This is a genomic window from Pseudoalteromonas sp. OANN1 (assembly GCF_024124685.1).
GTDB classification, from domain to species: Bacteria; Pseudomonadota; Gammaproteobacteria; order Enterobacterales; family Alteromonadaceae; genus Pseudoalteromonas; species Pseudoalteromonas piscicida.
Genome location: NZ_JAMXSE010000031.1, coordinates 1 through 15,662, shown reverse-complemented (window position 1 = coordinate 15,662; position 15,662 = coordinate 1). Strand labels below are relative to the sequence as shown.

Here is a 15,662-nt window from a genome sequence, read left to right as displayed (position 1 = left end):
GCAACGATTAATCTAAAGGCAGAAGAATAAGATGAACCATCAACAAGTACACGACTACTTGCTTGCAAAACCTTATACCAGCGTAAGTCAGCCTTTTGGTGAAGGCGTGGATGTATATAAAGTGAAGGACAAAATGTTCGCGACGTTGGCGCTTGGTAAAATGGGTAAAGAAGATGACGAGCACTCCCATTGGCGCGTAAATCTCAAATGCGATCCTGATGAAGCGCAAGCGCTGCGAGACATTTTTAGTGCGGTGTTACCGGGTTATCACATGAATAAAAAGCTCTGGAACACGGTGGTGCTCGATGGCTCCATTCCAACTGGAGAACTTGAGCGGATGATGGATAACTCATTTCGCCTTGTAGTCGAAAAAATGCCGAAAAAGCAGCAGGGGATTATCCTTGCGCAGCATCAATAGATGCACAAACGACTTGGTACACGGCGTTCACTTTAGGCTCTGTGAGCGCTTGATTTGCCACAACAAAATGTACAGGGAGCGAAAAGTCTAGCAAACTAGACAAGGCAACCTCTGCTCCTTGATCTGCAATGGCGTTGGCTTCAATAAAACTCACGCCGAGTCCTGCCTTAACTAAAGCCAAGCGGGAGCGCTCATCTGCAGCATTAATATTTACCGCGTTTACTTCGCTTAGCTGTTGATCAAGTTGCTTATCAAAAGGGCAGCCTTTTCCCATACGTATCCACGTCATCTGTGCCAATTCGGCTTTATGTGATGGCGTAGGCCAAGATGCAGGATAAGCGGTGGTAACCGCAACTTCTGTGAGCGGTACAGCGCTAAAATGAGCAGGTACTTCGCCATAAATAACCCCACCATCAAGGAGGCCATCACTGAGTTTGTCGACGATGACACCACTTGAGAGTAATTCCAGAGAAAAAGAAAGACTTGGAAAGTGCTGGTTGAGGGTTTTTATCAGTGTGCCAAGTTCGCTCGAGGTGCCAATAGGGTGGTTCAAGCCAAGTCTGAACTCGCCGGTGAGCAGTGTTTTGGCTTGCGCTGCGGTGTGCATTAAATCATTTGCACTTGCAAGCGTTAACTTAGCTTTGTCTAGCAAGATCTTACCTTGTTCTGTGAGCTGCATCCCTTTGCTAGAACGGTGGAACAACACAGTATTGAGTTCTTCTTCAAGCGCTTTGATATGGGCGCTGATAGCAGGTGGTGTGGTGTACAGTCGTTTCGCTGCTGCCGTTAGATTTTGGGCCTCTGCAACCGCAACAAACGACCTTAAATGGTAAAACTCCATTGCACTAAACTCAATCACGTATTGAATACCACCAGTTTAAATGAGCTTGCTGTGATTGCCTATTCTGAAATGACGAACATCGCCTTCAAAAAATATGAATTCATTAACGCTGATTGAATGCGTAACGTAGTTGACCTCGGGTGACGTTAAATAGTTATCCGCAGCTCAGATTATTTAGGACCCAGAGTATTTAAATAGGAGTTAGAAGATGAAAGTAGATGTATCACAGTATTTTGCAATGAAGCTGGCTTGCGAAACGGATTGTGCTGATGTTTATCAGGCGATATTAACGGGGCAGCAGGATTTTGTGCTATTTGATGTCAGGTCGAATGAAGCCTTTGCCAAAAGTCATGCTCAAGGCGCAGTCAATATGCCAAGCGCAGACATAAGCGAACTGACGATGACTAAATATGACAAGGTTACGCCAATCGTGGTTTATTGTTGGGGTCCTGGGTGTAATGGCGCGACAAAGGCCGCGTATAAGCTTGCAAAAATGGGCTATCAAGTAAAAGAGATGATAGGTGGAATTCATTACTGGGAGGATTTCGAGCGTTACCCCGTTAATCGCCGAGTGTCACAGGCACAAAGTTGATATAGGTGCATTTTTCTTCATCTCATGATTATACTGTTATTCATTCACGGCACATTTATCAGTGTGTAAAGTGAGTGAATAACGATAATAACAAGGGAAATATCATGTCGAAACTATTGTACTGCGCCATATTTTGCTCGTCTTTGCTAAGTCAGACATCCTTCGCCACTGACTCAGCTCAACCTCAAGTTCAACAAGTTGCACATAACCTCTTACCTAAAGTGCAATTGGAAGGCCAAAAATATAAGCCTGTAGATTTGCAGACGCGTCTTCAAGAAACGCATTTGCCAGGTTTAAGCCTTGCTGTGATTAAAGGTGGTAAAGTGGTGTGGGCTGAGGGTTTTGGCATTGCAGATAAAAAGCAAAATCGAAAAGTGACCACTGAAACGCTGTTTCAGGCAGGGTCAATAAGTAAGCCCGTTGCAGCGCTTGCGGTATTAAAGTTAGCGCAAGATGGTAAAGTCGATTTAGATGCTGACGTTAATCAATATCTCACCTCTTGGAAAGTACCAACAAACGAATTTACCAAAGCCAATCCTGTTACTTTGAGACAGTTAATGACTCACACTTCGGGGCTCACCCAACATGGTTTTCCGGGCTACGTGCGTGGTAGTAAAATTCCAACCGATGTTGAAGTCTTAATGGGTAAAGGCAATACCGACTTAGTGACGGTTGACACTTTGCCAGGTAAAGCTTGGCGCTATTCTGGCGGTGGTTACACGGTAATGGAGTTGCTCGTGGCAGATGTGACAAAAATGCCATTTGAAGAGTATGTCCAACAGGCAATTTTAACTCCGCTAGGGATGCACAACAGTACCTATGCACAACCACTACCGAAAGCGTTATGGTCAAAAGCCAGTGCTGCGTTTGACGATAAAGGCGAGCAAGTCGAAGGGGACTGGCATGTTTATCCAGAACAAGCCGCGGCTGGTCTTTGGACCACTCCGGTGGATCTTGCTAAATACATTATGGCTGTACAACAAGCGTATGCTGGCAATACCGTGGGGCCCATCACGCCAGAGCTGGCGAAGCAAATGCTTGAAGTTCATCATGACGTATGGGGTTTGGGACCAGAGCTTGAACAGCGTGAGCAAGGACTTATCTTCACCCATGGTGGTAAAAATAAAGGCTTTAGCAACCGGTTTGAAGCATATGTAGAAAAAGGTGAGGGTATGGTGTTGATGTCCAATGGCGACTCAGCGAGTACCGTATTTGGTGAGCTTCGCATTGCCATCAGCGAACATTACGGCTGGGATTTTCTACGCAGTAAAAAAATAATAGCGATTACATTACCTGAGGCACGCGCAAAGCAATTGGAAGGTCTGTATGCGTACGAGAAAGATCATCAGTTTAAAATGAAAATCACCCGAGATGGTACGCGATTTAACGTCTTAGATATGGCCCGCGATAACCTGATGGCATTCGTTGCTACAGAGGAAGACACCCTGATTGAGCTTGAAGGGGGGGCAGATGTCACCATTGAAACGAATGACAAAGGTGACATCACTGCGGTGATTTGGCGTGGCCTATATCGTTTTGAGCGGATTTAATCGGAAGCTTCACTTCAACGAGTAGCCCGCCAAGCGGGCTATGATTGGCGTTGATAAAACCATGATGCGCCAACACAATATGTTTGCTAATCGCAAGTCCAAGCCCCGAGCCGCCAAGATCCCGGCTTCTGGAGTGTTCACAGCGATAAAGTCGTTCAAAAATTTTATCTAGCTCCGAGGTTGCTACTCCTGGGCTTGAATCTTCCACTGTGATAATGGCATATGAGTCGACTATGCGTGTATGTATTAGACTGGTTCCCGCTGCATCAGTGTAAAAATGGCTGTTCCGTAAAAGGTTCAGGATGACCTGTTTTAGACGCTGTGGGTCGCCTTTTACCTGCAAGGCTTGCTCACTTAAATTACAACGCAGAGATTGCTGCTTTTTCGCAAAAACAGGCGTGAGTTCTGCGCAGCAATCCTTAACAAGGGTATTAATATCAAGCGGCCTGAGCTCTAACGACATCACATTATTGTCAAACTGAGCGGACTGATAAATATCCGAGATTAAGGTATCTAGTTGGTTGATTTTACTGTTCACTTTTTTATAGGCGACATCAATATCAGGCTCGATATTAAATTGCATCGCCTCAATTGTCAGTTTTAGTCTGGTTAACGGGGTACGCAACTCGTGAGAAATATCGGCGAGCAACTGGTTTTTTTGCTCTAAAGCTCGCGCGGCCATGTGCTGCTCTAAGGCTTCTAGTTTTTGTTTCTGGCGTTGTCTTAAAAAGTATATGGCAAGCCCTGCGAGCAGCAACAGCGCAGAGGCGATGGCCAAGCCTCGCTGCAACTTTAGGTTTTCTAAATTTGCGTGTTGCAGCGACTGTTCTTTTTGCAACAGGCTAAGTGCTTGTTCCTTTTTCACAAGTTCTATGTTTAATGCCATTTTGTACGCTTTGTTTTTATCACTAACCTTCTTTAATTCAGTTTGTGCTTGCTGATATTGTTTTAATTGAGCAAGTGCGGCTTCAAACTCGCCTGCTTGTTGATAAATTGCGGCCAGCTGTTTGTGAATATCACTTTGAGTTTGAGTGCCAAGCTGAGGTTGCTTTAGTAATAGTTCAAGCTGTTCTTTGGCGTCTTCATTTTTATCTTGAGCCAAATAGACATTAGCAAGTGCCAGCCTAACGGTGCGCTCTGTTCGGTTGGCACCGGATTTTATCGCAAGCGTAAGCGCTTCATTTGCACTATTTAAGGCTTCATTCACATCACCTTGAGCTAGTTGGACATTGACTAAATTACTTAATTGCCAAGCCGTGTCGCTGTCAGCCTCCATTTTTTTTGTTAGGGCAAGGCCGTTTAGAATAAACACCTGAGCTTGTTTATACTCTCCCTGTTGATATAAAACTTGGCCAATCTTACCGTAACTGTTGGCGATATGACGCGGATTACCTAATAGCTTATCAACCCTGAGCGCCTGCTCAAAATGTGATAGTGCAAGAGGAAATTCTTCTAAATCACGGTAGAGTTCGCCGATGTTGTACAGTGAGTTGGAGATCCCTTGCTGGTTATTGCGTTTGCGCTGAAGCATAAGAGATTGTTCATGGAAGCTGATAGCTTGCTCAATTTGGCCCATGTAATCGTAAACAATGCCAATTTGGTTATAGAAACCTGCGAGTCGCGGAACATCGTTAATGCGTTTTGCAATTTGGATGGCCTGCTCAGCATGATTTAGCGCGCTGCGGTAGTTTGCCCGAAAGCGGTTAATATGAGCAAGGCGATCATGAATATCTGCAATTAACCGCTCATCGACTTGAGAGGTGGTGTTGAGTGCCAGCTCAAGCTTTTCTTCAGCCTCTGTCGCGCGATTTTGACTAAGTAGCACCGTGGCGTGACTCAATAGCAATTTACTCTTGGCATCAGGGGCTGCCACTTTATCTAACACCTGATTGAGCTCATCTATCGCCTGATAAGCAGTTTCATAATGGCCAAGCAAAGAATGGGCTTCAACCTTCATTAGGCTGAGTTTAAACCAAGCTGCTGAAAGATAAGTTGGAGTCGTGTTTTTGTTTAGGAGTGTGTCAATTTCTTCAAGCGCAACAGATGGGTTATCTGTTAACAGCTGCTTTAACGTTTCAAGCGTGGGTAATAGTGCACTGGCTTGGGTGGAAAACGGAGTTAAAAGTAAAAATAGCGTAAATAGTGCCTGGGCAAAAAGCAACCTAACTCTGTTTAACACTGCAAAAAACCCCATAACCAACAAATATATCTGCATTATAGTTGATAACCATGGAGCAAATATAGAGGAGTATTTACTCTAAATTTTCAGGTTCGATGAGTTGTTGTTGCATGTGGGCAATTAATTGTGGAAAAAAGACATTAAATCCTGATTCTAGTTGTTGATAGTGCTTGGTAATATCCCTTTCACTGCCAGCAAATTGATTTTGAAAACGAATACGTTTAGCGATGTTATCGAGTGCATGGCCCACACCAGCTACGGACTCATAGGTGGCAAACCAATCATTTTGTGTCATTGCGCTAACGACTCGTTGCATGTGCGCAGGCATGGTATGCAAGTTATCGTGCAGCAAGGAAAAGCTCTGACGTTTAAAGTCGTCAAGCGAGGTGCTGTGATATTGCTGCCAGTGTTTAATCAAAAAGTGGTCATATAACACATCCAGTGCAATGCCTGCAAAACGGCGACGCGTGGGCGAAAAAAGTTGTTTAGCAGATTTTGTAATCGAGTGGCTATCGGTAAATTTATCGACTTGCCTATGTGTTTGTAGACCAAGTTGCACAGGTTTAGGCAGTGCTTGTATATTCACGCCTTTTTGAAAGTCACCGAGTAAGTTGCCAAAGTGCGATGCGGCAGTCGGTTTGGCAAAGTACAAATGCGCCAAATAATTCACAGAAACATCCCTCCAACCATTAACTCTAAAACAGGGTACCGCATTTTTCCGCACATACAAATACCAGCATATATAAAGCACTGCTTAATTCAGGAAGGAGAAACTTAGCTTAGGCTATGCTTGTCTCCGTTACTGAAAAAATCAGGGGAAGTGTGATGGCGTTAACGGCTGAATTGAAGCAGAAGACCAAGCGATTAGTAGAATCAAAAAATATGCTTAAAGGGATCACGGTTGCATCTTTTTTAGAGTCAACCATCGTGCCTATTCCGCTTGAAGCTGTGATGGTGCCGCTTATGCAAGCAAGGCGAGAAAAGCTATGGCTAATTGCGTTAATGGCGACGGTTGGATGTGTAATTGGTGCCTTATTTGGTTATGCGTTGGGTTACTATTTATTTGATGCAGTGGGGGATTCCGTTATTGAGCTGCTGTCGAGTCCGTCTCAGTTTGAGCAAGTGAAAGCGCAGATGCAAAGTCAGGGATTTTGGTTTGTGTTGACCTTAGGTATTGCGCCAGTACCTTTTCAGATTGCCATGCTAGCAGCAGGCGCCACAAAATTTTCACTATTACAATTTCTAATTGCAACCTGTATTGCCCGTTCTTTACGTTATTTTGGCTTGGCGGCGGTCGTTTACTTTGCTGGTAATCAGGCTGAAAAGCTAATTAAAAAACATAAAATAAAAGCCGTTATTCTCACAACGGCCATTGTGCTGCTCGCATGGTGGATAGCTAGTTAAGGCATCTTTATTTTAACCGTTTGGGAGAGCAAAGGAGCGGCTACTACTAGTCGTTCCTAGTTAATGGGACCATTCACGGCTAGGTTAGATCGCGTATTTTCCTCTGAATTTCCCAACACTTGAGTTATTCAATGGCTGTCTGATCTGCATTTTGCTGGCTGTCGCTGAGTAATAACCCTGCTTATAAAAGTGAAGTGCATTATCTTGCCAATCCAATTCGAAAAATTGACAGACTTCCTTCATCACAGCCTGGGGTATTTCTACCAGCGATTCATAATTCACAAACTTAATTTGAGTCGGATGTCTTTGTGCAGCATCTTGCAAAAACGCATAAGTATTATCATACATAACTTGAATATCTTGCATCCGGTATGAGTAGCCATGAAAGGGGCTATTCGTTTGATATAGCTGACGGAAGTTTGCGATACAAGTATCTGTTCTGTCTCGTTTCATCACGACAAACTTTGCGCGTGGAAACGCCTTTGCAAGCAAATCGGTAAAGAAAAAATGAAATGGTTGTTTGTCTATAAAACGTTGAGCACCAGCAACGGACTGCGCGGTGAAGAGGCGGTATTGCTCAATGGCGTTAGCTTCTTCATAGGCGTGGCTGATGTGCTGAATATTGCTGTTATAGTCACAAGAAAACCTAAGTGCTTGGGGTAATACACTGGTTTCTCCCAGCGGTTGTAGCGACAATTGCGCTAAGATCTGCTCCATTAAACTGGTGCCTGAACGTGGCAGACCAATGACAAATATTGGTGCAAGCGTTTGCTCTGGAGCAAAATTAATAGGCTTGTCTAGAAGTTTGCCAAGTGTTTGAAAATAGCCAGTCATTTGTTCAGATGAATAGGAAACCTCAGTACTAATCGCTTGTTTACTGGCAATAAAGCTTTGCCATGCCTTGGGATAATTTTCCTGCTTTTCGTATTCGATTGCCTGCGCATGGTAAAGCCGTTGTAATGCAAGTGGTGCAGTTTGCACTGTTATCTCAGTTGCTAACTGAGTGATGCGAGTCGATGCTAATTCTACAGGAGTAAGCTCTGAGTAGGCTAACTGGCACTTAGCATTACTTGGCTTTGCTTGCACTAAAGAGGCAAGCAGCGTCCGCGCTTGTGCTAATTCACCAGACATCTTTAAATGCATTGCATAGTTGAGCGCGATTTCAGGACAGTGTGGTGAGCGTGTATAGGCATGGTTAAAATGCCAACCAGCGTCAGTGTATTGGTTTAATCTCAGTAAGATATTTGCGAGGGTATCGTGCTCTGACCCCGACAATTGTGTGTTACCTAGCAAATGCAGAATATAACGCTTTGCCACTAATGGTGCTTGGGTAAAAAGCGCAAGTTTGGCAGCACTTAGGGAGTAAAGTGCGGATGGAAATAAACTTAGGCACTTGTCGTAAATTTTTAGCGCTTTGCTGAGGTTACCGAGAGCGATATTCAAATCGGCCAATAAGGCGTACGCGTGGTGATCGTTGGCATTGCTGTTAATGCGAGCGACTAATGCGTGATGCGCCGCTTGAAATTGACGCTGTTGAATATAGCTTTGGATCTGATTGTATGATGTCATCGCAACGTAAAGAGAGTGAAGGTAACTTCACTCTCTATTTTAGTTTTTTGCTGATTATAACTCAAACTGGTAGTTAAGCTTGACCCCAACGGTGCGAGGTGTTGTGACGTAGTGTCCGTAAACACGCTGCTGCTCTGGCAAGGCTTTATTTAACGCCGAAAATTTAGCTTCACCAGCCCAAGATTTGTCGCGCCTTACCGAGGTGAAAGCAAATTTGTCAAACAGGTTGTCGACATAAAAAGTGACGGCCCATTGCTCGCTTGAAAGCTTCGCACTGAGGTTAGACAAGGCAAACCCTGGCAATACCTCTCCGTCAGCTTTGAGTCCGACTTTCGTGTATACGTCACTCTGTGCGGTTACTCCATAATTAACGTTAAGCATTTTGTCGTCGAACACTTCCTGTTCGTAGCTTAAACCGAATGAGAACTGCTGTTTTGGCGCGCCAGGTAAGCGGTCACCGTCTGTACCGTCATAGTACGGCTGGTAAAGCGCGATTTCTTCAGCGCTATAGTCACCTTCTTTGAATACTGCAAACAGGGCTCGTGCATCATCAGTTAGCTGTGCTTTTGCATAAGAATAGGTTGCATACACAGTCCACTGGTCGTTCAATATCGCCCGGGTTGACAACTCAATCCCACTAGAGTTCGCAGAACCAGCATTGGAGGTAATGATCTCTTGGCCGTTTACCGTCACAGATGAGATCTGTGCATCTTCCCAATCAACACTGAATAATGCGGCATTAAAATGCAGCTTGTTATTTAGCCATGTTGACTTTAATCCCAGCTCATAGTTAGTGGTGGTATCTGGTTTATAGCTAAGCTCATGCGGCAGTGCACAGATGATTTGTTGCTCTGGTAATGTTTCTGGGCACGATTCCAAACCGTTACCACCGCCTAATCTAAATCCTTCACTGACAGTGAAGTACGTCAGCAGTCCATCTTGCCAAGTGTAATTGGCATTAAACTTAAACAAACTACCATTGTCTTTGGCACTGACTTGTTCAAATGAAATTTGTTCGAGGCTTGGCAGGCCTCCAGAATAGAGTGGGGTTTCAGCCGCTGACTCAGTTTTAACATCATAGCGATAGAAACGAGCGCCCACTGTGATATTAAAATCGTCTGAAAATGCATAGCCAATTTCGCCAAACAATGCTGATTCTTTGCTGGTGGCATTGGTCAGTGCGATATACTCAAGATCTTGCTCAATATTGTCGATTTCATCGCCCCAAAACTCCGTGAGTCCTGGCGTGTACTCTCTATCGTCCGAACTAATTTCTTGTTTGCTGTAATATACCCCTGCAATCCAATTTAGCGCGTCATCCCCTTTAGAGACTAAACGGATCTCTTGGGTAAAAGTGTTTTGATCAGTAGTATCTTTAGTCAAAGCGGTAAAACTAGGAAAATCCGCATAACCCGGCCAAATATCATAAAGTAGATCGGTTTGATCTCGTTGGCCTTGTTGTTCTTTGCTTGACCAACCGGACGCCGAAACTAAATCAGCAAACTCTAAATCGGCGTTGATTTCAAGGCTAAGCAGGTCGTCTTCTTGTTCGTTAGGTTCAAGCACACGGTAGGCTGACTCGTATGGTTTAATAGAATCGGCAAGCGGGTGCTGTGCTGCAAGACTTTGATATTGTGAAATTGAGTTAGCGCCATTTTCTTGCTTCTGATGAAAATAGTTTAGTGTTGTATCGATATTCTCACTCACCAACCAACGTAGAGAAACCCGTGTGGTTGTTATGGTCTCATCATTTGCATCCGCAACTGCGTTGATGTTTGCTTTTACATCCTCAGCATTGGACCAATCAGGATCTGGGTTTGAAACGCCAGCTTGCTTAACCACATAACCGTAATCCATAAAGCCGGGGTTGTGATAGCGGTTAATGCTCGCACGAACGGCTAATTCATCCATCACTACAGGCATATTGAAGACAGCACCCACTTCATGACCATGACTGTCACTTTCATTGATACTGAATAAGTCACCACTTAGTTTACCTTCAATAACGTCAAGCACTGGCGCTTTAAGCATGGTTCTAATCGCACCACCTAGCGTGCCTGCACCGTAAAGCGTACCTTGTGGGCCGATCAAGACTTCAACACGTTCGATATCGGTTAGTCGCAAATCCACATTGATTGGGATTTCGCCTAGGTAAGTTGCCACTGTCCCTGAGTCAGAAGCACGTTCCGACGAATTAGTATTCAAGCCACGAACAATAATAGGTGAGCCCTCACGGCCACCTTGTTCTGTGATTGTCAAACCAGGAACCCATCTTGCTACATCTTCAAGGTCGCCAATATTTTGGTCGCTCATAACATCGCTGTCGACGGCAGTAATGTTTAATGGCGCTTCTTGAACTGTGCCTGCGCGTCGAGTGGCTGTTACTTGAATTCGCTCAATTGACTTTTCTTGAATCTTACTTTCTTCAGCTTGTGATTGATTAACAACAAAAAAACTCGAACTAACAGCTAGTGCGACTAAGCTTGGATGGAGCTTACTCATGGATGGTGGAACCTCAAATTAAGAATTAAACGTGACGAAATTTCAATCTTTAGAAATGGGTAACTATGCAGGTGGTGCATTTATGTCCCGAGTTTAGAGAGAATTTCATACAACCGGTGGTGAATTAACTAGCCATGTTTTGTTCATGGTTTAGGTAAATTTAACCACCCTGAAACTGCGGCGCATGCTAACATGCTTATTCGTATTTTGTGAATAATTATTTTGATTTTTTGAATGGTTATCTCTTTTTTAAATAAGGTGATTTGCGAAAATTTTCAAATAGCTTAGAGTATTAACTCCGTATGTTTCTTTTGTACGTCGATTATCTTAAGGAAAAACAATGAAAAAGTTGATGTTTGCATTGTTGGCATCTTGTACGTTACTTGGTTGCTCTGACAGTGAAGTTGGTGATGTGTCACTCGGTCTATTTACGCTCAAAGATATAAAATTAGACTCTATGGTTGATCCCGTTGTAACGGGTGTGACCTGTCATGTGGCGAGTGTTGAAGATGATTTGAGCTTTTCGGACCCAAGCGATAGCTCTATTTCTTGCCGTCAAACGAGTGAAATAACACCGGCAATGCTGGCGAATATAGATAAAAGTGATTCAGGCGAAGTGGTATTTAAAAAATCAAAAAGTGTGTTTTTTAAAGCAATGAAGGTGAGAAGGATCTTTGATGCAAAAAACCAAACCTTGATGTACTTAGCCTATACCACTAAGGAAACCTCTGGTAGCTTTAAGCATAGCTTGTCAACGGTGCCATTATGGGGAACTCAGGCTTATCAAGGCGTTAAAACCAATTAATTCGAATGTTGGCTAGCACATAAACCAACACGTTTTGATAATTGCATTTAGTAAATTATTTTTGTTTGAATTAAACCTTTTTGCTCACGATTTCGACTAAGCTTAGTAGTGATAAGTTTTGGAGAAATCGTGATGTTAAAAACACGCTTTTTAGGGAAAACGGTCAATATTGCATTTGCAGTGATGACTGTATTGTTTGTTATTTTAACGTTAACAACTGATGCTCATAGCATCTCATCTCAAGCAACTCAGGTTGAGATGTTTAGCCAAGACGAGGTGATTACCGAGTCCAAATCTAAGTAAGTTTGGGCTGTGATTTATCTTGTTTTGCTGATTAGTGTCACTCGAAACGATGAAAAATTAATATAAATATTGCGCTCGGCTCAGTCTTTGTTGCGCGTAGTGTTAAGTGCATAAATTTGCATGAAGTTTTTATGACATATACTCATGCTTCACTTACGCTCTGTATAGCGTATAAACTCTAAACTACCATCTCTGACTCATCTCATTAATAGTCTTAACTATGCTGTCACCAAAATTGTAATTAATTTGTTGCGTTCTCCCCAGTCTGCATTAGCTTTAATTAGGGACTAAGAAAAAAGCAGCGCAGTTTGCAATCGGATATATGCAAGTTTCTGTTTTAAAAAATACGAATTTTAGCTGGCGTACTCGTTATTCGTCTGACTAAAACGCTCACACACAAGGAAGAAATATGGCACGCCAATTCGATAACTTTTATAGTCATGGGGCAATTAATTTTAGTGATTTTATTAATTGTGTTTCTAGCTTATATACTGGTCCAGACTGCTTGGATGACAGTACATTAAGACTGCTTGCTGAGATGTTGTATCGGCTTTCGCAAAACAAGCAATTTCTCGCGGCTCAAGTTGCGGGCAGCAGTAATTACCAGCATCATGCCAGAGGGATGTTGGACAATGATGATCTATATGTACTTTATGAAAATAAACGACCATTTTTTAAAGTATGTGCACAAATTTGGCATCCAATGCCAAAGCGGGGGACTCAGCGCTGTTTTATTCCGCAAGTGCGGGACTACAATTTTACGGCATTGACGACCAATTATTTTGGCCCCGGTTGTGGCAGCAAGCTCTACCAATATGAATATAGGAAGGACTTACAGCAAGGCGAGCATTGTGATTTACAGTTTGGGCAGTTTTATCAATTTACCCCTGAATCTGTACTCTTTACAGAAGCCTCGAGAGATGTGATAGCGCAGGCTTTACCTAAAAGTTTAAGTATCACCATCAGCTTACAGTTGGAGCAAAGGCCACATGCTTGCTTTGTGTTTGACAAGTCATCTGGTCGCGTGCAGCAGATTATTGCTGACTCTGCATTTGGCCACAACGAAATACCTGAACCTCTGTTGCTTGAAGACTAAGCACTCTATCTAAGGTTATGTACCTTAGTTAAGGTGTAGAGAAAGTAACTTATTTTGCATGATTCTATCTTTTATAGCTGTAACAAAAGCGCAAATATGTTACTTGTAGTTGCATCTATGAGAATAGCGTGAGCACTTTATTGCATTCTGATTTCTCAATGAATGAAGTGCTTATACCAAATTGAACAAGTGTTCAGTCAAATTGGTATGACTATTCTATCACCAGTCTGATCTGCACTGGTATTTTTAGCTTTGACAACAACCCTAATGGAGCGGCGTAATAATGAATAAAATAAGCTTGGTAGCACTCTCTGTCGTGCTAGGTTTGAGCGGATGTGCTCAAGACAAGCCAGTAACAGAAACTACATCTGTTGCTAAAACCACTGAATCAACTCTCTCTCGTGCAGAAATCAACAAAGTCGTAGAACAGTACACCAAGCAGTTTATTAACCATGAACCCGCACTAGCCACTTCGCTCAAATTATCAAGTAGTGAATATGGTCACTATGCTAATAGACTGCCGGATTACTCGGTTGTCGGAATGCAGGCGCTCCAAGTGGATATGAATGCAGCCGCAGATAAATTAAAACAATTACAATCGGGCGTGGCGAACTCTGATGACTTGTTGCACCTTAAAGTAAATGAAGTTATTGCACGCTATTATGCTGGAGATAAGGGCTTCTCAGCAGGTTATATTGATACTTGGGGCGGACACCTGCCATATATTGTCAATCAATTGTCCGGCCCATTGCTGGATATTCCGAATGTGCTTAAAGACCAGCATGGAATAGAGAGTGAGCAAGATGCAAAAGACTATGTTGCGCGCCTAAATGCCTTTGTTGAAGTCACGAAGCAAGTTGCAAGTAAGGTAAAAGCGGATGCTAATAAAGGCGTAATTTTACCAAAAGTTTTATTTCCGAACACGCTAGGTTATTTAGATAACTTCACGGCGCCAAGTGGTGCAGAACATCCTTTGGTTGCGTCGTTTAAAGATAAACTTGCGAATATTGATGGTATTACGGATAAAGCCGCTGCTGATTATGTTGCACAGGCAACACAAATTGTTGAGCAAAAGCTTTATCCTGAATTTAAAAATGTGTCTGCGATTATGCACGCTCTAGAGAGCAAGGCGCCTGAAAATGTCGGTATTTGGGCCCAACCAAATGGCGAAGCTTTCTACCAGCATGAAATCACCTATTTGGCGGATTCTGATATGAGCGCGGAAGAGATCCACCAAATTGGTCTTGCTGAGGTGGAGCGTATTTCAAAGCGTATGGACGAAATCCTCAAGCAAAATGGCTATTCACAAGGTACTGTTGGTGACCGGATGAAGCAGCTCAATGAAGAGTCGAGATTTTTATATGCGGATTCTGACGAAGGTCGTGAAGCGTTATTATCGTTCTTGCGTGGTGAAATAGGGACTATTTTACAAAAAGCGCCAGATTATTTTTCTACTATTCCACCGCAACCTGTTGAAGTGAAACGTATACCAAAAGCAGTGGAAGCAGGCGCGCCGGGTGGTTACTACAACGGTCCATCGCTTGATGGAAGTCGCCCAGGGGTATTTTCAATCAACCTAAAAGACATGAAAGCAGTACCAAGCTTTGGCATGAAAACCTTAACGTATCATGAGGCGGTTCCTGGTCACCACTTCCAAATTGCGCTTAATATGTTGCAAACAGAAATCGGTTTGATGCGTCAAAATGCTTCATTTAATGGTTATGTTGAGGGCTGGGCACTGTATTCAGAGCTATTGGCTTACGAAATGGGGATGTATAAGGACGACCCATTTGGAGACTTAGGTCGTCTGCAAGCTGAGGCATATCGTGCTGCTCGACTGGTGGTGGATACGGGCCTACATTATAAAAAGTGGACACGAGACCAAGCGATCACTTATTTTGCTGATGCAACCGGTACGGCGATGAGTGATGTGGTATCGGCTATCGACCGTTATATCGCTTGGCCAGGACAAGCGCTTGGTTATAAATTAGGTATGCTTAAATTGGTTGAACTTAGAGAGCACGCTAAGCAACAGCTAGGTGATAAGTTTGATATTAAAGCATTCCACGACGTGGTGTTGTTAAAAGGCGCAAGGCCTATGGCGCTTGTTGAAGAAGATATTAAGACTTGGATTAATTCTCTGAAGTCGTAAATATACTTTTCGGCTTGAAGTCAGTGAGAGATGCTGGCTTCAAGCTGACACTATTTAAAAACCTCTATTTATAGCGCTCGTTCATACTCACCGTACTCAAAGTCACTATCATAACCTGATGTACTGGTCTCCTCCCACACTCGGCATCGGTGTGCCATGATTGAATTGCAAACAATCAAAATGGGAGAAGACCAAATGCAGATTACAACAATCAGTATCGACATCGCAAAAAATATTTTTCATTTTATTGG

Annotated in this window: 13 protein-coding genes; 8 read left to right on the top strand and 5 right to left on the bottom strand. The window is 43.2% G+C overall.

The features are described from left to right. Nucleotides 1-31: 31 nt before the first annotated feature. Nucleotides 32-418, top strand: coding sequence for an MmcQ/YjbR family DNA-binding protein (locus tag NH462_RS20450; protein ID WP_010375908.1), 387 nt, complete (start codon nucleotides 32-34; stop codon nucleotides 416-418). Here the strand turns inward: NH462_RS20450 and NH462_RS20445 are convergent. Continuing rightward, a complete protein-coding gene (locus NH462_RS20445; RefSeq protein WP_174169916.1) occupies nucleotides 396-1,277 on the bottom strand; it encodes a LysR family transcriptional regulator in 882 nt (293 codons plus the stop codon). The two genes, NH462_RS20450 and NH462_RS20445, sit on opposite strands and share 23 nt — an antisense overlap. Before the next feature lie 190 nt (nucleotides 1,278-1,467). On the opposite strand from NH462_RS20445, the gene NH462_RS20440 reads away from it, so the two are divergent. Both NH462_RS20440 and NH462_RS20435 read left to right on the top strand, forming a co-directional pair. Continuing rightward, complete coding sequence (locus tag NH462_RS20440; RefSeq protein WP_010375905.1) at nucleotides 1,468-1,851, top strand: rhodanese-like domain-containing protein; 384 nt, start codon at nucleotides 1,468-1,470, stop codon at nucleotides 1,849-1,851. A gap of 104 nt (nucleotides 1,852-1,955) precedes the next feature. After that, nucleotides 1,956-3,401 carry a serine hydrolase domain-containing protein gene (locus NH462_RS20435; RefSeq protein WP_253107608.1) on the top strand — a complete coding sequence of 482 codons (1,446 nt, stop codon included), beginning with the start codon at nucleotides 1,956-1,958 and terminating at the stop codon, nucleotides 3,399-3,401. On the opposite strand, the gene NH462_RS20430 is transcribed toward NH462_RS20435, so the two are convergent. Together NH462_RS20430 and NH462_RS20425 are read right to left on the bottom strand one after the other, a co-directional pair. Then, nucleotides 3,355-5,562 (bottom strand): tetratricopeptide repeat protein, encoded by a 2,208-nt coding sequence (locus NH462_RS20430; protein WP_253107607.1) that lies wholly within the window; start codon nucleotides 5,560-5,562, stop codon nucleotides 3,355-3,357. The genes NH462_RS20435 and NH462_RS20430 overlap by 47 nt on opposite strands. A 91-nt stretch (nucleotides 5,563-5,653) precedes the next feature. After that, entirely contained in the window at nucleotides 5,654-6,250 is a 597-nt protein-coding gene (locus NH462_RS20425; protein ID WP_010375902.1) for an ACP phosphodiesterase, read from the bottom strand. 155 nt (nucleotides 6,251-6,405) lie between these two features. Here NH462_RS20425 and NH462_RS20420 point away from each other — a divergent pair, with 155 nt between their 5' ends. After that, a complete protein-coding gene (locus tag NH462_RS20420; protein WP_010375900.1) occupies nucleotides 6,406-6,984 on the top strand; it encodes a VTT domain-containing protein in 579 nt (192 codons plus the stop codon). An 84-nt stretch (nucleotides 6,985-7,068) separates the two neighbouring features. On the opposite strand, the gene NH462_RS20415 is transcribed toward NH462_RS20420, so the two are convergent. Further along, a complete protein-coding gene (locus NH462_RS20415) occupies nucleotides 7,069-8,553 on the bottom strand; it encodes a tetratricopeptide repeat-containing sulfotransferase family protein (RefSeq protein WP_253107605.1) in 1,485 nt (494 codons plus the stop codon). Between the two features lie 54 nt (nucleotides 8,554-8,607). After that, the gene (locus NH462_RS20410) at nucleotides 8,608-11,055 is read right to left on the bottom strand and encodes a TonB-dependent receptor (RefSeq protein WP_253107603.1); all 2,448 of its coding nucleotides are present in this window, start codon (nucleotides 11,053-11,055) and stop codon (nucleotides 8,608-8,610) included. Nucleotides 11,056-11,395: 340 nt separating this feature from the next. Here NH462_RS20410 and NH462_RS20405 point away from each other — a divergent pair, with 340 nt between their 5' ends. From NH462_RS20405 to NH462_RS20390, 4 genes are all read left to right on the top strand, one after another. After that, on the top strand, nucleotides 11,396-11,860 hold the full coding sequence (locus tag NH462_RS20405) for a CreA family protein (RefSeq protein WP_010375897.1): 465 nt from the start codon (nucleotides 11,396-11,398) through the stop codon (nucleotides 11,858-11,860). A 129-nt stretch (nucleotides 11,861-11,989) separates the two neighbouring features. After that, nucleotides 11,990-12,163, top strand: a complete 174-nt coding sequence (locus NH462_RS20400; RefSeq protein ID WP_155940707.1) for a hypothetical protein — start codon at nucleotides 11,990-11,992, stop codon at nucleotides 12,161-12,163. A 409-nt stretch (nucleotides 12,164-12,572) separates the two neighbouring features. After that, complete coding sequence (locus NH462_RS20395; RefSeq protein WP_017216280.1) at nucleotides 12,573-13,259, top strand: hypothetical protein; 687 nt, start codon at nucleotides 12,573-12,575, stop codon at nucleotides 13,257-13,259. A gap of 283 nt (nucleotides 13,260-13,542) precedes the next feature. After that, the gene (locus NH462_RS20390) at nucleotides 13,543-15,411 is read left to right on the top strand and encodes a DUF885 domain-containing protein (RefSeq protein ID WP_253107601.1); all 1,869 of its coding nucleotides are present in this window, start codon (nucleotides 13,543-13,545) and stop codon (nucleotides 15,409-15,411) included. Nucleotides 15,412-15,662 lie beyond the last annotated feature (251 nt).